General features: G+C 61.1%; 15 protein-coding genes. 5 read left to right on the top strand and 10 right to left on the bottom strand.

Annotated elements, in window-relative coordinates; translation table 11 throughout:
* Positions 1-25: 25 nt before the first annotated feature.
* Positions 26-748 carry a response regulator transcription factor gene (locus BM70_RS0101655; protein ID WP_025854385.1) on the bottom strand — a complete coding sequence of 241 codons (723 nt, stop codon included), beginning with the start codon at positions 746-748 and terminating at the stop codon, positions 26-28.
* Positions 749-1006: 258 nt separating this feature from the next.
* On the opposite strand from BM70_RS0101655, the gene BM70_RS0101650 reads away from it, so the two are divergent.
* Both BM70_RS0101650 and BM70_RS0101645 read left to right on the top strand, forming a co-directional pair.
* Positions 1007-1930 (top strand): FecR domain-containing protein, encoded by a 924-nt coding sequence (locus BM70_RS0101650; protein ID WP_371262094.1) that lies wholly within the window; start codon positions 1007-1009, stop codon positions 1928-1930.
* 3 nt (positions 1931-1933) lie between these two features.
* The gene (locus BM70_RS0101645) at positions 1934-4213 is read left to right on the top strand and encodes a CHASE2 domain-containing protein (protein WP_025854383.1); all 2280 of its coding nucleotides are present in this window, start codon (positions 1934-1936) and stop codon (positions 4211-4213) included.
* Between the two features lie 182 nt (positions 4214-4395).
* Here BM70_RS0101645 and BM70_RS0101640 read toward each other — a convergent pair whose 3' ends face one another.
* The 4 genes from BM70_RS0101640 to glyQ form a co-directional block, all read right to left on the bottom strand.
* On the bottom strand, positions 4396-5166 hold the full coding sequence (locus BM70_RS0101640) for a 1-acyl-sn-glycerol-3-phosphate acyltransferase (protein ID WP_025854382.1): 771 nt from the start codon (positions 5164-5166) through the stop codon (positions 4396-4398).
* A gap of 82 nt (positions 5167-5248) precedes the next feature.
* Positions 5249-5785: a D-glycero-beta-D-manno-heptose 1,7-bisphosphate 7-phosphatase gene (gene gmhB, locus BM70_RS0101635; protein ID WP_163002115.1), complete on the bottom strand. Its 537-nt coding sequence runs from the start codon at positions 5783-5785 to the stop codon at positions 5249-5251.
* 2 nt (positions 5786-5787) lie between these two features.
* Positions 5788-7842: a glycine--tRNA ligase subunit beta gene (glyS, locus tag BM70_RS0101630; RefSeq protein ID WP_025854380.1), complete on the bottom strand. Its 2055-nt coding sequence runs from the start codon at positions 7840-7842 to the stop codon at positions 5788-5790.
* The gene (glyQ, locus tag BM70_RS0101625; RefSeq protein ID WP_003187265.1) at positions 7839-8792 is read right to left on the bottom strand and encodes a glycine--tRNA ligase subunit alpha; all 954 of its coding nucleotides are present in this window, start codon (positions 8790-8792) and stop codon (positions 7839-7841) included. The genes glyS and glyQ overlap by 4 nt, the downstream gene beginning before the upstream one ends.
* A gap of 81 nt (positions 8793-8873) precedes the next feature.
* On the opposite strand from glyQ, the gene BM70_RS0101620 reads away from it, so the two are divergent.
* Entirely contained in the window at positions 8874-9431 is a 558-nt protein-coding gene (locus BM70_RS0101620; protein WP_025854379.1) for a DNA-3-methyladenine glycosylase I, read from the top strand.
* Between the two features lie 40 nt (positions 9432-9471).
* Positions 9472-10359 carry a lysophospholipid acyltransferase gene (locus BM70_RS0101615; protein ID WP_025854378.1) on the top strand — a complete coding sequence of 296 codons (888 nt, stop codon included), beginning with the start codon at positions 9472-9474 and terminating at the stop codon, positions 10357-10359.
* A gap of 75 nt (positions 10360-10434) precedes the next feature.
* Here the strand turns inward: BM70_RS0101615 and BM70_RS0101610 are convergent, their stop codons facing one another.
* From BM70_RS0101610 to def, 5 genes are all read right to left on the bottom strand, one after another.
* The gene (locus BM70_RS0101610; protein WP_025854377.1) at positions 10435-10746 is read right to left on the bottom strand and encodes a lipopolysaccharide assembly protein LapB; all 312 of its coding nucleotides are present in this window, start codon (positions 10744-10746) and stop codon (positions 10435-10437) included.
* Between the two features lie 42 nt (positions 10747-10788).
* Complete coding sequence (gene trkA / locus BM70_RS0101605; RefSeq protein WP_025854376.1) at positions 10789-12162, bottom strand: Trk system potassium transporter TrkA; 1374 nt, start codon at positions 12160-12162, stop codon at positions 10789-10791.
* A 22-nt stretch (positions 12163-12184) separates the two neighbouring features.
* Complete coding sequence (gene rsmB, locus BM70_RS0101600; RefSeq protein WP_025854375.1) at positions 12185-13495, bottom strand: 16S rRNA (cytosine(967)-C(5))-methyltransferase RsmB; 1311 nt, start codon at positions 13493-13495, stop codon at positions 12185-12187.
* Positions 13492-14445: a methionyl-tRNA formyltransferase gene (gene fmt, locus BM70_RS0101595; protein ID WP_025854374.1), complete on the bottom strand. Its 954-nt coding sequence runs from the start codon at positions 14443-14445 to the stop codon at positions 13492-13494. Before fmt ends, rsmB begins: the two co-directional genes overlap by 4 nt.
* Positions 14446-14514: 69 nt before the next feature.
* The gene (gene def / locus BM70_RS0101590; RefSeq protein ID WP_016978734.1) at positions 14515-15021 is read right to left on the bottom strand and encodes a peptide deformylase; all 507 of its coding nucleotides are present in this window, start codon (positions 15019-15021) and stop codon (positions 14515-14517) included.
* Between the two features lie 135 nt (positions 15022-15156).
* Between def and BM70_RS0101585 the strand changes: the two genes are divergently transcribed.
* Positions 15157-15933, top strand: coding sequence for a hypothetical protein (locus BM70_RS0101585; protein ID WP_025854373.1), 777 nt, complete (start codon positions 15157-15159; stop codon positions 15931-15933).
* The last annotated feature ends 25 nt before the right edge of the window (positions 15934-15958 follow it).

Raw genomic sequence — 15958 nt, 5'->3', positions numbered from 1 at the left:
TGCTCCACGTGGAACATCTGCATTTTCAGCCTTCAGAAACAGTCGCCACACTCTCCAGGCGATACCCATACCCGTAGATCGTCAGCAACTGCCAGCCCCTGTCCGCAGTCAGCCCAAGCTTATTGCGCAGGCGGTAGATATGCGTATCAAGCGGTCGTGACGACACCATTTCTTCATGGGTCCAAAACCGCTCGTACAGATATTCGCGCGACAGCGGCCGCGCGAGGTTGGCAAACAAGCAACTGGCCAGCCGGTATTCACGCTCGGTGAGGTTGATAGGTTTACCTGCACGGGTCACGGTCAACTCAGCATCGTCAAAGGTCAGGTCGTTGAAGCTCTGCACTTCGTGGGTGGCCGATTTCTGCAGACCGTGGCGACGCAGGACTGCCGTGACTCGAGCTATCAGTTCATTAGGGCGAAAGGGTTTGCTGACGTAATCGTCTGCGCCACTGTTCAGCGCAGTGACGATATCGCTCTCGGCATCGCGGCTGGTGAGCATGATGACGGCAGGAGGGGACTCCATGTGTTCACGGGTCCAGCGCAGCAGCGCGATACCGGTGATATCGGGCAATTGCCAGTCGAGTATCAACAGGTCGAACGTTTCCCGGCGCAGTTGGCGTAGCAGGTCTTCACCGCGTTCGAAGCAATGCAGGGTCCAAGGCTGTTCGGGGGTGCTGGGGATTTGTCGCAGTGTCTGTTCCACCCGGCGCAGTTCCGCGGGTTCGTCATCCAGTATTGCGACACGCATGGGTGGGTCCTTTCTTCTTGAAGAGTACGGCAGCTGACGGCCGTCGAATCTGAAGAATTGTGCTCAGATTCGTCGACCCCTTGGATCTCTCGGTACGCTGGGCCAATGAGGGGTTAATCCATTGAAAGTCCTCGCGACCGATGTGGGAAAGATACCGGCTCCCGACCGGAAGGAAAAGGATCAGCCGACGCATGCGCTGCCGTAAACTCCTGTGCGCTGATGTCAGATGCCCTCTGGAACCCAACCTTGATGAGCACCATGATCCTTTCTCCGAACCGACTGCGCCGCGCCCTCCCCTCATTACTGATCATAGCGGTCGGCTCAGCGGATGCGGCCGCCAAGGTTCGTTCGCCTTATATCGATGACGACTTTATGTGCCGAGCCCAGCCTTTGCCGGCAGTGGTCCAGCATCTCACCGGGGACGCGTGGAAACTCGATACCAAGGGCAGGGCTAGCCCCCTGCTGGAAGGCATGACCATTGATGAGCAGGAAGGCGTGAAGACATCGGCTTCGGCATTCGTGAGCCTGTTGCTGGGTGACGGATCCCGAGTGGTTCTGCCCTCCAGTTCCCAGGTGCGATTGCATCTGGAGAGGAAGCTGTCGATTCCCCAAGTCGTACTCGAACAGGGTCAGGCGGAGGCGTATGTGATCAAGCGTGCCAGCGACCATGACCGTTTCCAGATCGTGACGCCCGTGGGTGTGCTAGGTGTGCGTGGCACGCACTTTCGGGTGCGTAACGACACTGAGCAATCGGTACTCGAAGTGTTGGACGGACAGGTCGCCGTCAGCCGCGAGATCAAGAGCAGGCCGGTGGAGCAGGAGGTGAAGGTAGGTGCCCGGCAAGGTCTGCTCTTCAAGAAGCAGGGTGAATTGACGCCCGTTGAGTTGCTCGCCGCGCCGAAGCTTATCGGGCAGGACGGCCAGAAAGGCGACGCACCGGTATGGAGTCTGTACCTTCGGCCTTTGCCCGGTGCCCAGCGTTATCGAGGCCAGGTCGCTACCGACACGGCCTTTATGAACATCAAGCAGGAAAACTTTTCCAGCACACCGAAAATGAGCTTCACTGGGCTCAAAGCCTCGTTCTATCACGTGCGCTTGTCGGCATACGATGAAAACGGCCTGGAGGGAGAAACCGGGGTCTATGACATCTTCTACTACCCAGCAACCACCCAGGCGCGTTGACCTATGATGCTCTGGGGCAAGGCCGAGAAACGCCAACCCACCCATGCCCAGCGCCTGTTCCACGGCTTGGTACGTGAGTGGTTGTGGATTGGATTGCTGCTGCTGCCAATCACCGCTTACCTGTCGTTGAGCCCGGGACTGGCGTTGAATAATCCGTTGTATGACAGCCTGCGCCGCCTCGCTCCGCTGCCGGTAGACCCTCGTATCCTGCTGGTGACCATCGATGATCCCAGTCTGAAAAAGCTTGGCCAATGGCCCTGGCCGCGCAGCTTGCACGCCGACCTGATCGACCGCCTCAGCGCTGCGCAACCGGCGGGTATTCTGTTCGATGTGATCTTCAGCGAAGCCGGCGATGCCGCCAATGACAAACGCCTGGCCGAAGCGGTCTGCAATGCTGGCAATGTCCTGCTGCCGCTGGTGCGCGAGGGCTCTGTAAGCTACAGCCAACCCGGCGCACAGATGCAGCCGTTGCTTAAATGTGCCAAGGGTGTGGGTCATATCAATGTGGAGGCCGACAGCGATGGTGTGGTCCGCAGCCTGTATCTGCGTGAGGGCCCGCCTGACGCCACGGCGCCACAACTGGCCTGGCTGGCCTACGAGATGAGCGGCGAATTGTCAGAGATGCCGGGTGAGCCTCGGCAGGCGATCACTCAGCACTGGCATCGTGAACATGCAATCCGCATCCCGTTCATTGCGCCTCATACGCATTTTCCCAGTGTGTCCTACGCCAGCGTATTACACGGTGAAGTACCTCCGGAGCAGCTGCGCAACCGCCTGATCCTGGTGGGGTCGACGGCGTCCGGGATGGGCGATCGGTTCGTCACACCCCTGTCTTCCATGGTGGGCACAACGGCCGGTGTGGAGATCCAGGCCAATGTGCTCAATGGCTTGCTGCAAGGCCGTAGCATTGTTGACCTCCCGGGCTGGATCGCGGCGTTGATGGCGACCTCTCTGGTGGCGTTGCTGCTAGGGCTGCTGCTTTTTCGTCCGCGCTATGCGCTGTGGATGACCCTGGGCTGCATGGCCGTCGCCTTGCTCGGCTCCTGGGCCCTGTTGCGTCTTGGTCACTGGTGGTCGCCTGCGGCCTGCCTGATCGGTTTGTTGCTGAGCTACCTGATCTGGAACTGGCGTCGCCTCAGTGTGATCCTCGCCTACTTCGGCTGGGAACTGGCGCGGCTGGACAACGAACCCAAAGTGCTGCCCGAACGCCGCCGCGCGCCCGCCAGCAAAGGCGATGTGTTGCAGGCGCGTATCTTTGCCCTGGAGCAAGCTGTCAGCCGTACGCGCGACACACGGCGCTTTATGGCCGATGGCCTGGAGTGCCTGCCGGTGGCCACGCTGATTACCGATCCCCAAGGCAATATCCTGCTGGCCAACCGTATTGCCCGCGACGTGTTCGGCAATGACCTCGTCACCGAGAACCTGCTGGAGCAATTGGCTGACCTGGGCTATCCGCCGCTGCACAATGGCGTGCGCCCTGCCCTTTCGGCATTGGCGCTTGTGGAGTTTCGCGATATCCACCAGCGCAGCCTGCGCATGGAGCTGGCGCCCCTGCTCCCAGCCGAAGGTGATGTGGCCCTTGGCTGGCTGCTGAGCCTCACGGATTTGAGTAAAGAGCGCGAAGCCCAGCAACATCGCGAGACCATGTTGCGGTTCCTCTCCCATGACCTGCGTGCACCGCACTCGGCAATCCTCGCGCTGCTGGATGTGCACAACGGCGAGTCGCCGATCTTTGCCCAGATCGAGCAACAAGTTCGTCGTGCCTTGAGCCTTACCGAATCCTTCGTGCAACTGGCCAAGGCCGAGGCTGACGGCTACCAGTTCCAGCCTACGCTGTTCGCCATGTTGGTCATGGATGCGTTTGATCAGGTGGCGTTGATTGCCCAGCTCAAGGGGATCCACCTGGTTCACGACCTGGATGAAGCTGACGAGGGCATGGTGTCAGCCGATCAGTCATTGCTCACTCGGGCGTTGTTCAACGTGCTCGAGAACGCGATCAAATATTCGCCTTCCGGCACCACTGTCAGGTTGAGGCACAGCACTGCGCAAGGCTGGTTGGAATGCCATATCAGTGACCAGGGCCCGGGGATTGCCGCAGAAGACCTGCCGGAGCTGTTCAGCCAATATCGTCGCTTCGATTCTGCCCAGGGCAGCGAAGGACTGGGCTTGGGGCTGACCATGGTCAAGGCGGTGGTGGAGCGTCATGGTGGACGCATCAGTTGTGAAAGCGTGGTCGGCAAAGGCACCACCTTCAGTCTGCAATTGCCCCTGTTGGACGACTGAAAAAACGTACTTTTCTGCTGTGCATAAAAAACCGGTCGCAAGGACCGGTTTTTTTATGCGGAAAAAACTTATGCACCTTTTCCGTAATTCTATGAGATTGGGAAATATGTAAGTAAATCAGCTTCTTATAATTCAAAAAGCACAATTCGCCAACAAACCGTGCACAGGTTATCCACAGATGTTCAGATCACCGGAGTGTCGACCACAATGGGCTCTGGCGGCAGCGAACCCATGGCCCGTTGCTGCGCTTCATTCCAGGCCGCCGCACGGTCATTCAGCGCGGCAATCGCCCGTGGTCCTTCACCTTCGGCGTACATCGGTTCGCCGATCACCACGGTGATGGTGCCTTCGCGTTTGGCCCAGCCAGTCTTCGGCCAGAACTTGCCGGCGTTGTGGGCAATCGGCAGCACGGGCAGGTTGGCGTTGACCGCCAAAGCGGTACCACCGCGTGAGAACTTGCCTACGGTGCCGTAGGGCACACGGGTACCTTCGGGGAAGATCAGCACCCATACGCCATCCTTGAGCAACTCGTCGCCCTTCTTGGCCACGTGCTTGAGGGCCGCCTTGGGGTTGTCACGGTCGATGGCGATCGGACGCAACATGGCCATGGCCCAGCCGAAGAACGGCACATACAGCAACTCACGCTTGAGCACCTGGCTCAACGGCGAGAAGTACGCCGAGAGAAAGAACGTCTCCCAGGTGCTCTGGTGGTTCGACAGAATCACACAGGGCTGGTCCGGGACGTTTTCCGCGCCTTTGATCTCGAAGCGAATGTTCAGGAACACCTTGGTCAGCCACAACGCGCAGCGGCACCAATAGACATTGATAAAGCGATAGCGCGCCTTGAACGGCAGGAAGGGCGCGATGAAAAAGCTCAGGGTGCACCAGAGAAACGAACTGGTGCCCAACAGCAGGTAAAAGAAGAAGGTTCTGATGGCCTGCAAAATCGACATGGCGGCATTTACCGTTGCGGGACAACGCCCGCCTGTTAAAAGCGCACTCCCGAACAGTCCTTGGTCAGGAAGTCGAGGGCGGCTAGTTGTTGATAAGTTCTGCGGCAACGGCCGCCAGATCGTCAAAAATCAAGGTGCCTACCGGCAGGTTTTTCGCCTGGGTCTTTTCGCCTTTCCCGGTCTTAACCAAAACTGGCTGAGAGTCGACGGCTTTGGCCGCCTCCAGGTCACCGAGGCTGTCCCCGACGAACCATATCCCAGCCAAGGGCACCTTGTAATGTTCTGCAATGGTTTTCAACATGCCGGGCTTGGGTTTGCGGCAATCGCAGCCCTCATCCGGCCCGTGGGGGCAGTAGACCACCAACCCCACCTCACCGCCCTGCTCAGCCACCAACGCGCGCAGGCGCGCGTGCATGGCGTCCAGGGTGGCGATGTCGTAATAACCGCGGGCGATGCCGGACTGGTTGGTGGCGATGGCCACCGTCCAGCCGGCTTTGCTCAACTGCGCGATGGCCTCGATCGAGCCGGGCAGTGGAATCCACTCCGCCACCGACTTGATGTAAGCGTCGGAGTCGTAGTTGATCACTCCGTCCCGATCGAGAATCAGCAGTTTCAGCATGGTCAGCTCAGCGTCGAAATGTCAGCGATATTGACGAACAAGCCACGCAGGCGCGCCAGCATGGCGTAGCGGTTTTTGCGCACGCCAGCATCTTCGGCATTGATCATCACGGCTTCAAAGAACGCGTCTACCGGCTCGCGCAAAGTCGCCAGGCGCGCCAACGCTTCGGCGTAGTTACGCTCAGCGATCAGCGGCTTCACGGCGTTTTCAGCCTTGGCAATCGCCGAGTTCAGCGAGAACTCCTTGGCATCGGCAAACAGGCCAGGATCGACGTCGGCGTTGCCCAGGCCTTCGGCCTTGCTCAGCAGGTTCGACACGCGCTTGTTCACGGCAGCCAGGGCATCGGCTTCCGGCAGTTTGCGGAAGGCCTGCACGGCCTGTACGCGCTGGTCGAAGTCCAACGCCGAACCCGGCTGCAGGGCACGTACCGACAGGTACACCGACACGTCCACGCCTTCGTCTTCGTAACGCGCACGCAGGCGGTCGAACACGAACTCCAGTACTTGCTCGGCCAGGCCGGCCTGCTTGACCTTGGCGCCGAACTGGCCGACGGCGAACACCACGGCCTGGGTCAGGTCGAGGTCCAGCTTCTTGTCGATCAGGATACGCAGCACGCCCAGGGCCGCACGGCGCAGGGCATACGGATCCTTGCTACCGGTTGGCAGCATGCCGATACCGAAGATACCCACGAGGGTGTCCAGCTTGTCGGCGATCGCCACGGCTGCACCGGTCAGGGTGGTCGGCAGTTCAGCACCGGCACCGCGCGGCATGTACTGCTCGTTCAGGGCCAGGGCGACATCGTCCGGCTCGCCATCGTTGAGGGCGTAGTAGTAGCCGGCAACACCTTGCATCTCCGGGAACTCGCCGACCATCTCGGTGGCCAGGTCGCACTTGGACAGCAAGCCTGCACGCGCCGCCCAGGCAGCATCACCGCCAATGCGTGGCGCAATGTAGGCGGCCAGCTTGGAAACACGTACGGCCTTGTCGTAGACGCTGCCGAGTTTTTCCTGGAACACCACGTTTTGCAGGCGCAGGTTGAAGTCTTCGAGCTTCTGCTTCTTGTCTTGCTTGAAGAAGAACTCGGCGTCGGTCAGGCGCGGGCGAACGACTTTTTCGTTACCGGCGATGATCTGCTGCGGGTCCTTGCTCTCGATGTTGGCCACGGTGATGAAACGCGGCAGCAGTTTGCCATCCACGTCCAGCAGGCAGAAATACTTCTGGTTGTCCTGCATGGTGGTGATCAGCGCTTCTTGCGGCACGTCGAGGAAACGTTCCTCGAACGAGCACACCAGCGGCACTGGCCACTCAACCAACGCCGTCACTTCGTCGAGCAGGCTTGGCGGCACGATGGCGGTGCCTTCCTGCAGGCGGGCCAGCTCTTCGGTGCGCTTGCTGATCAGCTCGCGACGCTCGTTGGCGTCGGCCAGCACATAGGCGGCGCGCAGGTCGTTGAGGTAGTTGGCCGGCGAAGTGATGCGCACGGCTTCCGGGTGATGGAAGCGGTGACCACGGGAATCACGGCCAGCCTTCTGGGCGAGGATGGTGCAGTCGATGACCTGGTCACCGAGCAGCATCACCAGCCATTGGGTCGGACGCACGAACTCTTCCTTGCGCGCACCCCAACGCATGCGCTTGGGGATCGGCAGGTCATTCAGGGAATCTTCGACGATGGTCGGCAACAGGCTGGCGGTCGGCTTGCCGGTGATGACCTGGTTGAAACGCAGTTTCGGGCCGCTCTGGTCGATCTCGCTCAGTTCCACGCCACACTTCTTGGCAAAGCCAAGGGCGGCCTGGGTCGGGTTGCCTTCGGCGTCGAACGCCGCCTGGCGCGGTGGGCCGTCGAGGTTGATGCTGCGGTCCGGCTGCTGGGTTTCCAGCGCGGTCAGCAACACGGCCAGGCGACGTGGCGCGGCGTAGACTTTCTTCGCTTCGAACTTCAGGCCAGCGCTGTGCAGGCCTTTTTCGATACCGGCCAGGAATGCGTCGGCCAGGGTATTGAGTGCCTTGGGTGGCAGCTCTTCGGTGCCCAGTTCAACCAGGAAATCTTGAGCACTCATTGTGCAGCCTCCAGCTTAGCCAACACTTCATCACGCAGGTCCGGGGTTGCCATCGGGAAGCCCAGCTTGGCGCGAGCCAGCAGGTAGGCTTGGGCGACGGAACGCGCCAGGGTGCGCACACGCAGGATGTATTGCTGGCGCGCGGTTACCGAGATGGCACGGCGCGCGTCCAGCAGGTTGAAGGTATGGGACGCCTTCAACACCATTTCATAGCTCGGCAACGGCAGCGGCTGGTCGAGTTCGATCAGGCGCTTGGCTTCGCTTTCATAGAAGTCGAACAGTTCGAACAGCTTGTCGACGTTGGCGTGTTCGAAGTTATAGGTGGACTGCTCCACTTCGTTCTGGTGGAACACATCGCCATAGGTCACTTTGCCGAACGGGCCGTCAGCCCAGACCAGGTCGTAGACCGAGTCTACGCCTTGCAGGTACATGGCCAGGCGCTCGAGACCGTAGGTGATCTCGCCGGTCACCGGGTAGCACTCGATGCCACCGGCTTGCTGGAAGTAAGTGAATTGCGTCACTTCCATGCCGTTGAGCCAGACTTCCCAGCCCAGGCCCCAGGCGCCCAGGGTCGGCGATTCCCAGTTGTCTTCGACGAAGCGGATGTCGTGCACCAGAGGGTCCAGGCCCACATGCTTGAGCGAGCCCAGGTACAGTTCCTGGAAGTTGTCCGGGTTCGGCTTCAGTACCACTTGGAACTGGTAGTAGTGCTGCAGACGGTTCGGGTTTTCGCCGTAGCGGCCGTCAGTCGGGCGACGACTGGGCTGCACATAAGCGGCGTTCCAGGTTTCCGGGCCGATGGCCCGCAGGAATGTAGCGGTGTGGAAAGTGCCGGCGCCTACTTCCATATCGTAGGGCTGAAGTACCACACAACCTTGCTCGGCCCAGTATTGCTGGAGGGCGAGGATCAAGTCTTGGAAGGTACGCACGGCTGGCGTAGGCTGGCTCACGAAATTCACCTGTTACTTGGGCTGCGATTTAAAGAGCGGGAGTATACCCGATTCGGCCGCGCCACCATCCCCTGGAGCCTTATGCCACGCTGCTTTTGGTGTTCTGAAGATCCGCTGTACATGGCTTATCACGATCAGGAGTGGGGAACGCCGCTGCGCGATGCGCAGGGTTTGTTCGAGTTGCTTTTGCTCGAAGGGTTCCAGGCGGGCCTTTCCTGGATCACTGTTTTACGCAAACGCGAGCATTATCGAAAGGTCTTGTTCGGTTTTGATGCGCAGCGGTTGGCAACGCTGACCGATGCGCAAATCGAGGCGCTGATGCTTGATCCGGGCATCGTGCGCAATCGCCTCAAGCTCAATGCCACGCGCCGCAATGCTGCCGCCTGGCTGGCGCTGGAGGACCCGGTGGGGTTGCTCTGGTCCTTCGTCGGCGGCACACCCAAGGTCAATCATTTCAAGGATCGCAGCGAAGTCCCGGCGATCACGCCCGAGGCCGAAGCGATGAGCAAGGCGCTGAAGAAAGCCGGCTTTACCTTTGTCGGCCCGACCATTTGCTACGCCTTCATGCAGGCCTCGGGCATGGTCATGGACCACACTCAGGACTGCGACCGTTACGCGGACCTGGCCAACGCCGGTTAGAATGCCGGCTTTGCGCACCACACACGATCAGGAGTGACCTGTGGAAAAGTTTAAAGGCGCCTTGCTGGTAGGCGCTCTCCGGCTGTTTGCCCTGCTGCCATGGCGCGCTGTCCAGGCCGTCGGCACGGCCATTGGCTGGATTATGTGGAAAACCCCCAACCGTTCCCGCGACACCGTGCGGATCAACCTCTCCAAATGCTTCCCGGACATGGACCCCGCTGAGCGCGAAGCGCTGGTCGGCCGCAGCCTGATGGACATCGGCAAGTCCCTGACCGAAAGCGCCTGCGCCTGGATCTGGCCGGCCCAGCGTTCCATCGACCTGGTGCGCGAAGTCGAAGGCCTGGAAGTGCTGCACGAAGCCCTCGCCTCGGGCAAAGGCGTGGTTGGCATCACCAGCCACCTGGGCAACTGGGAAGTGCTGAACCACTTCTATTGCAGCCAATGCAAACCGATTATTTTCTACCGCCCGCCCAAGCTCAAGGCGGTGGACGAATTGCTGCGCAAGCAGCGCGTGCAACTGGGCAACCGTGTGGCCGCGTCGACCAAGGAAGGCATTCTCAGTGTGATCAAGGAAGTGCGCAAAGGCGGCCAGGTAGGTATCCCCGCCGACCCGGAGCCGGCCGAGTCCGCCGGGATCTTCGTGCCATTCTTCGCCACCCAGGCGCTGACCAGCAAGTTCGTGCCGAACATGCTCGCCGGCCACAAGGCGGTAGGCGTGTTCCTGCATGCGCTGCGGCTCCCGGACGGTTCGGGTTACAAAGTGATCCTGGAAGCGGCGCCGGAAGACATGTACAGCACCGACACCGCCACGTCCTGCGCGGCAATGAGCAAGGTGGTGGAGCGGTACGTCGGTGCGTACCCGAGCCAGTACATGTGGAGCATGAAACGCTTCAAGAAACGCCCGCCGGGTGAGGCGCGGTGGTATTGATTCGGCACTGACTCCGGGTCGCTGCGAAACCAATGTGGGAGCGAGCAAGCCCGCTCCCACATTTTTGATCTTCATTCACCCCTGGCGGTCGAGTTTCTTCAGGAACACCGTCATCTCTTTTTCCGCCTGTTTGTCGCCATGGGCCTGGGCCGCTTCGATGCCCTTCTCCCACGCCAGCCGCGCCGCCGCACGATCTTCCAAGCCCAACTGCGCCTTACCCAACAACTTCCACGCCGCCGAATACTTGGGGTCGAACTCCACGCATTTCTGCAGATGCTCCGCCGCCTTGGCGTTGTCCTTCAGGTCCAAATAACCCTTGCCCAAACCAAAGCGCAGCAGGGAATTATCCACACCCTTGGCCAGCATCTTTTCCAGTGACTCAAGCATACAAAGGATCCTGTAGATGCCGGCTTGCCGGCGATAGCGTCATCAGAAAAAACTCAACCCCACGTGGAACAGCTTCTCCACATCGCGGATATGTTTTTTATCCACCAGAAACAGAATCACATGGTCACCCGTGGCGATCACCGTATCGTCGTGGGCGATGATCACTTCTTCATCGCGAATGATCGCGCCAATCGTGGTGCCCGGCGGCAAGCCAATATCGCGGATGGCCTTGCCGATCACCTTGCTCGATTTCGAGTCACCGTGGGCAATCGCCTCGATGGCTTCCGCCGCGCCCCGGCGCAGGGAGTGCACGCTGACGATATCGCCACGGCGCACGTGGGCGAGCAGGGTGCCGATGGTGGCCAGCTGCGGGCTGATGGCGATGTCGATATCGCCGCCCTGGATCAAATCCACGTAGGCCGGGTTGTTGATGATGGTCATCACTTTCTTCGCCCCCAGTCGCTTGGCCAGTAGCGACGACATGATGTTGGCTTCGTCATCGTTGGTCAGGGCCAGGAAAATATCGGCGTCGGCGATGTTTTCTTCCATCAGCAGGTCGCGGTCCGAGGCGCTGCCTTGCAGTACGACGGTGCTGTCCAGGGTGTCGGACAAATGCCGGCAACGTGCCGGGCTCATCTCGATGATCTTCACCTGGTAGCGGCTTTCGATGGCTTCGGCCAGACGCTCGCCGATCTGCCCGCCACCCGCGATGACGATGCGCTTGTAGGTCTCGTCGAGGCGGCGCATTTCGCTCATGACTGCACGAATATTCGCCTTGGCGGCGATGAAAAATACTTCGTCGTCGGCCTCGATCACCGTATCGCCCTGGGGCAGGATCGGACGGTCGCGCCGGAAAATCGCCGCTACGCGGGTTTCCACATTGGGCATGTGTTCACGTAACTGGCGCAGTTGCTGGCCCACCAACGGGCCGCCGTAATAGGCCTTCACTGCGACCAGTTGCGCCTTGCCGTCGGCAAAGTCGATCACCTGCAAGGCGCCCGGAATTTCGATCAGGCGCTTGATGTAGTGAGTCACCACCTGTTCCGGGCTGATCAGCACGTCCACCGGGATCGCGTCGTTGTCGAACAGCCCGGCACGGGTCAGGTAGGCCGCTTCGCGCACTCGAGCGATCTTGGTCGGCGTGTGGAACAGGGTGTGGGCGACCTGGCAGGCGACCATGTTGGTTTCATCGCTATTGGTCACGGCGACGAGCATGTCGGCATCGTCGGCGCCGGCCTGGCGCAGCACGGTTGGAAACGACGCGCGGCCTTGCACCGTGCGGATGTCCAGGCGGTCGCCGAGGTTGCGCAGGCGCTCGGCATCGGTGTCGACCACGGTGATGTCGTTGGCTTCGCTGGCCAAATGTTCGGCCAGCGTACCGCCGACCTGCCCTGCCCCAAGGATGATGATTTTCATCCGGTCACTCCCTTAAAACCATTCAGCCGCGCGCGGCGGCGATCTTGATCAGTTTGGCGTAGTAGAAGCCATCGTGTCCGCCTTCTTGCGCGAGCAACTGGCGGCCGTGGGGCTGCTTGATGCCGGCCGTGGTGGCAAGGTCCAGCTCCCGGGCGCCGCTGGTGCGGGCGAGGAAGGCTTCGATCACCTCGGTGTTTTCAGTCGGCAATGTGGAACAGGTGGCGTAGAGCAGGATGCCGCCGACTTCCAGGGTTGGCCACAACGCGTCGAGCAGCTCGCCCTGCAGCACGGCCAGGGCGGCGATGTCGTCGGGTTGGCGGGTGAGCTTGATGTCCGGGTGGCGACGGATCACCCCAGTGGCGGAGCACGGTGCATCGAGCAGGATGCGCTGGAACGGTTTGCCGTCCCACCAGGTGGCGGTGTCGCGGCCGTCGGCCGCGATCAGCTCGGCACTCAGGCTCAGGCGGGCGAGGTTTTCCCGCACGCGCACCAGGCGCTTGGCCTCCAGGTCCACAGCGACTACACCGGCAAGGCCTTTTTCGACCTCCAGAATGTGGCAGGTCTTGCCGCCCGGTGCACAGCAAGCGTCGAGTACCCGTTGGCCGGGCGCCAGGTCGAGCAGGTCGGCAGCCAGTTGCGCCGCTTCGTCCTGGACGCTGATCCAGCCGTCGGTAAAGCCCGGCAGGTTGCGTACATCGGTGGCTGCTTCGAGCACGATGCCGTCGACGCTGTACACGCACGGCGTGGCATTGATGCCGGCGGGGGTGAGCAATTGCAGGTAGGCGTCACGGCGGTGGTGACGACGGTTGACCCGCAGGATCATCGGCGGGTGCGCGTTGTTCGCCGCGCAAATGGCTTCCCATTGCTCAGGCCAGAACGCCTTCAGGGATTTTTGCAGCCAGCGCGGGTGGGCGGTGCGCACCACCGGGTCATATTCCAATTCGGCCAGCAGTGCTTCGCTTTCGCGCTGGGCGCGGCGCAGCACGGCGTTGAGCAACGCCTTGGCCCACGGTTTTTTCAGCTTGTCGGCGCAACCGACGGTTTCGCCGATCGCGGCGTGAGCGGGGACGCGGGTATAGAGCAACTGATACAGGCCCACCAGCAGCAGCGCCTCGACATCCGCATCGGCCGCCTTGAATGGCTTCTGCAGCAACTTGGCCGCCAGCGCCGACAAGCGTGGCTGCCAGCGCGCCGTGCCAAAGGCCAGGTCCTGGGTAAAACCGCGATCGCGGTCTTCAACCTTGTCCAACTGGGTCGGCAATGAACTGTTCAGCGACGCCTTGCCGTTGAGGACGGCGGCGAGAGCCTTGGCGGCGGCCAGACGCGGGTTCATTGGGCGATCACCCCAAGGACGGTGCCCAGGGCAAATTTCTCACGACGGCTGTTGAACAAATCGCTGAAATTAAGCGCCTTGCCCCCGGGCAATTGCAGACGGGTCAGGCACAGCGCCTGATCGCCGCAAGCGACCAACAGGCCGTCCTTGCTGGCGCCGATGATCTCACCGGGCGCGCCTTTGCCCTCGGCCAGGGTGGCGGCCAGCACTTTCAAGGCTTCGCCGTTGAGCGTGCTGTGGCAGACCGGCCATGGGTTGAAGGCGCGTACCAGGCGTTCCAGTTCCACGGCCGGGCGGCGCCAGTCGATGCGCGCTTCGTCCTTGTTCAGTTTGTGGGCGTAGGTCGCCAGGCTGTCGTCCTGTATTTCGCCTTTCAGGGTACCTGCAGCCAGGCCGGCGATGGCTTGGATCACGGCAGGTGGGCCCAGCTCGGCAAGGCGGTCGTGCAGGCTGCCGCCGGTATCTGTGGCCGTGATCGGGGTGGTGACTTTCAGCAGCATCGGGCCGGTGTCCAGGCCGGCCTCCATGCGCATCACGGTCACGCCGCTTTCGCTGTCGCCGGCTTCCACGGCGCGCTGGATCGGCGCCGCCCCGCGCCAGCGTGGCAGCAGCGAGGCATGGCTGTTGATGCAGCCCAGGCGTGGGATATCCAGCACCGCTTGCGGCAGGATCAAGCCGTAGGCGACGACCACCAACAGGTCCGGCTTGAGCGCCGCCAGTTCGGCCTGGGCCTCGGCATTGCGCAAGGTCGGCGGTTGCAGCACGGGAATGGCGTGCTCCAGCGCCAACTGCTTGACCGGGCTCGGCATCAGTTTTTGCCCGCGACCGGCCGGGCGATCCGGCTGGGTGTACACCGCGACGATGTCATAAGGGCTGGCAAGCAGTGCCTTGAGGTGTTCGGCGGCAAATTCGGGGGTACCGGCAAAAACAATGCGCAGTGGCTCGGTCATGGGAGTTCTCGGTTAAAAGCAGTCACAAAAGAAAAAGGCTTGCCGCAGCAAGCCTTTGGAAGAAGGGCATCAAGCTTGCTGGCGATGCTTTTTTTCCAGCTTCTTCTTGATCCGGTCGCGCTTGAGCGTGGACAGGTAATCGACAAACAGCTTGCCGTTGAGATGGTCGCATTCGTGCTGGATGCACACCGCCAGCAAGCCTTCGGCAATCAGTTCGAACGGCTTGCCGTCGCGGTCCAGGGCCTTGATCTTCACGCGCAGCGGGCGCTCGACGTTCTCGTAGAACTCCGGCACCGACAGGCAGCCTTCCTGGTATTCGCCCATCTCGTCGGTCAGCGGTTCGAACTCTGGGTTGATGTACACCATCGGTTCGCTGCGATCTTCCGACAGGTCCATGACCACGACGCGCTGATGCACGTTGACCTGGGTAGCGGCGAGGCCGATGCCCGGGGCTTCATACATTGTTTCAAACATGTCATCGACCAACTGACGAACCTTGTCGTCCACTACGGCCACCGGTTTGGCGATCGTGCGCAGGCGCGAGTCGGGGAATTCGAGGATGTTCAAAATAGCCATAAGCGTAATTGCTGCACATGTGAGGTAGAGGCAAATCGGCGTTGGGATGGACCCAGGCAGCCGGTGTGAAACGTCCCGAAGCCGCGAAGGCCACGGCATTTCACGCGAACGCACATAATAAAGGAGATTCACCCCATGAGGAAATCGCTACTCGTCTTGCTGCTGTGGGCCCCGTTTGCCATGGCCCTGCTGCCCCAGCCCGCCCAGCGTCTGGATCAACCGACGCAACAGGCCATACAGCGCTTTTTACTGCATAACCGCATTCTTGATTCGCCCCAGGATCTGGACAACGCCCCTTACATTATCGCTGCCGATACAGGACGCGTGCTGGGGGCTAACGGTGAGCGGGTGTATGCCCGAGGCACCTTGGAACCTTCCCAACCCCATTACGGAATATTCCGACGCGGCAAGGTCTATACCGACCCTCAGACCCATGAGCTGCTGGGCATCAATGCCGACGACATCGGCACGGCGCAATTTGTCGTAGCGGGCGACCTCAGTACCCTGGCCGTCCAGCGGGTGACGCAGGAGGTGCGTCCCGGTGACCGCCTGCTGCGTGCGCAATCCCCCGTGAACCTGGCAACCCTGGCGGTCGCGCACGCTGCGCCCTTCATCGAAGGGCAAATCATCGATATCCCCAAAGGCGTCACCCAGATCGGCGTGCTCGATGCCGTCACCCTGAACAAAGGTCGCCGCGATGGCCTGGTCGAAGGCCAACTGCTCAGCGTGATCAAGACGGGCGCCACCGTCCGCGACACCCTCACCGCTGCGCCCCTGAACCTTCCCGATGAGCGCGCCGGCACCCTGTTGGTGTTTCGCACCTACGAAAAACTCAGTTACGGCCTAGTGCTCAGCGCTTCACGGCCGTTGGCGGTGATGGACCGTTTCGAGACTGCCCATCAAACACAATAAATAGCCTGCTAAATAAGTTACCAAC

This window comes from Pseudomonas sp. CHM02, assembly GCF_000612585.1.
In the GTDB taxonomy this organism is placed as follows: Bacteria; Pseudomonadota; Gammaproteobacteria; order Pseudomonadales; family Pseudomonadaceae; genus Aquipseudomonas.
Note: the sequence above shows the minus strand (reverse complement) of the source record. Positions and strands in the feature narration are given on the sequence as shown.

What these genes read in the sequence shown, in the direction of transcription:
- BM70_RS0101610 (WP_025854377.1), bottom strand. Translation starts at nt 10,746, where the DNA reads ATGCTTGAGTCACTGGAAAAGATGCTGGCCAAGGGTGTGGATAATTCC.
- trkA (WP_025854376.1), bottom strand. Translation starts at nt 12,162, where the DNA reads ATGAAAATCATCATCCTTGGGGCAGGGCAGGTCGGCGGTACGCTGGCC.
- BM70_RS0101655 (WP_025854385.1), bottom strand. Translation starts at nt 748, where the DNA reads ATGCGTGTCGCAATACTGGATGACGAACCCGCGGAACTGCGCCGGGTG.
- rsmB (WP_025854375.1), bottom strand. Translation starts at nt 13,495, where the DNA reads ATGAACCCGCGTCTGGCCGCCGCCAAGGCTCTCGCCGCCGTCCTCAAC.
- BM70_RS0101650 (WP_371262094.1), top strand. Translation starts at nt 1,007, where the DNA reads ATGATCCTTTCTCCGAACCGACTGCGCCGCGCCCTCCCCTCATTACTG.
- BM70_RS0101620 (WP_025854379.1), top strand. Translation starts at nt 8,874, where the DNA reads ATGCCACGCTGCTTTTGGTGTTCTGAAGATCCGCTGTACATGGCTTAT.
- fmt (WP_025854374.1), bottom strand. Translation starts at nt 14,445, where the DNA reads ATGACCGAGCCACTGCGCATTGTTTTTGCCGGTACCCCCGAATTTGCC.
- BM70_RS0101585 (WP_025854373.1), top strand. Translation starts at nt 15,157, where the DNA reads ATGAGGAAATCGCTACTCGTCTTGCTGCTGTGGGCCCCGTTTGCCATG.
- BM70_RS0101640 (WP_025854382.1), bottom strand. Translation starts at nt 5,166, where the DNA reads ATGTCGATTTTGCAGGCCATCAGAACCTTCTTCTTTTACCTGCTGTTG.
- gmhB (WP_163002115.1), bottom strand. Translation starts at nt 5,785, where the DNA reads ATGCTGAAACTGCTGATTCTCGATCGGGACGGAGTGATCAACTACGAC.
- glyS (WP_025854380.1), bottom strand. Translation starts at nt 7,842, where the DNA reads ATGAGTGCTCAAGATTTCCTGGTTGAACTGGGCACCGAAGAGCTGCCA.
- def (WP_016978734.1), bottom strand. Translation starts at nt 15,021, where the DNA reads ATGGCTATTTTGAACATCCTCGAATTCCCCGACTCGCGCCTGCGCACG.
- BM70_RS0101645 (WP_025854383.1), top strand. Translation starts at nt 1,934, where the DNA reads ATGATGCTCTGGGGCAAGGCCGAGAAACGCCAACCCACCCATGCCCAG.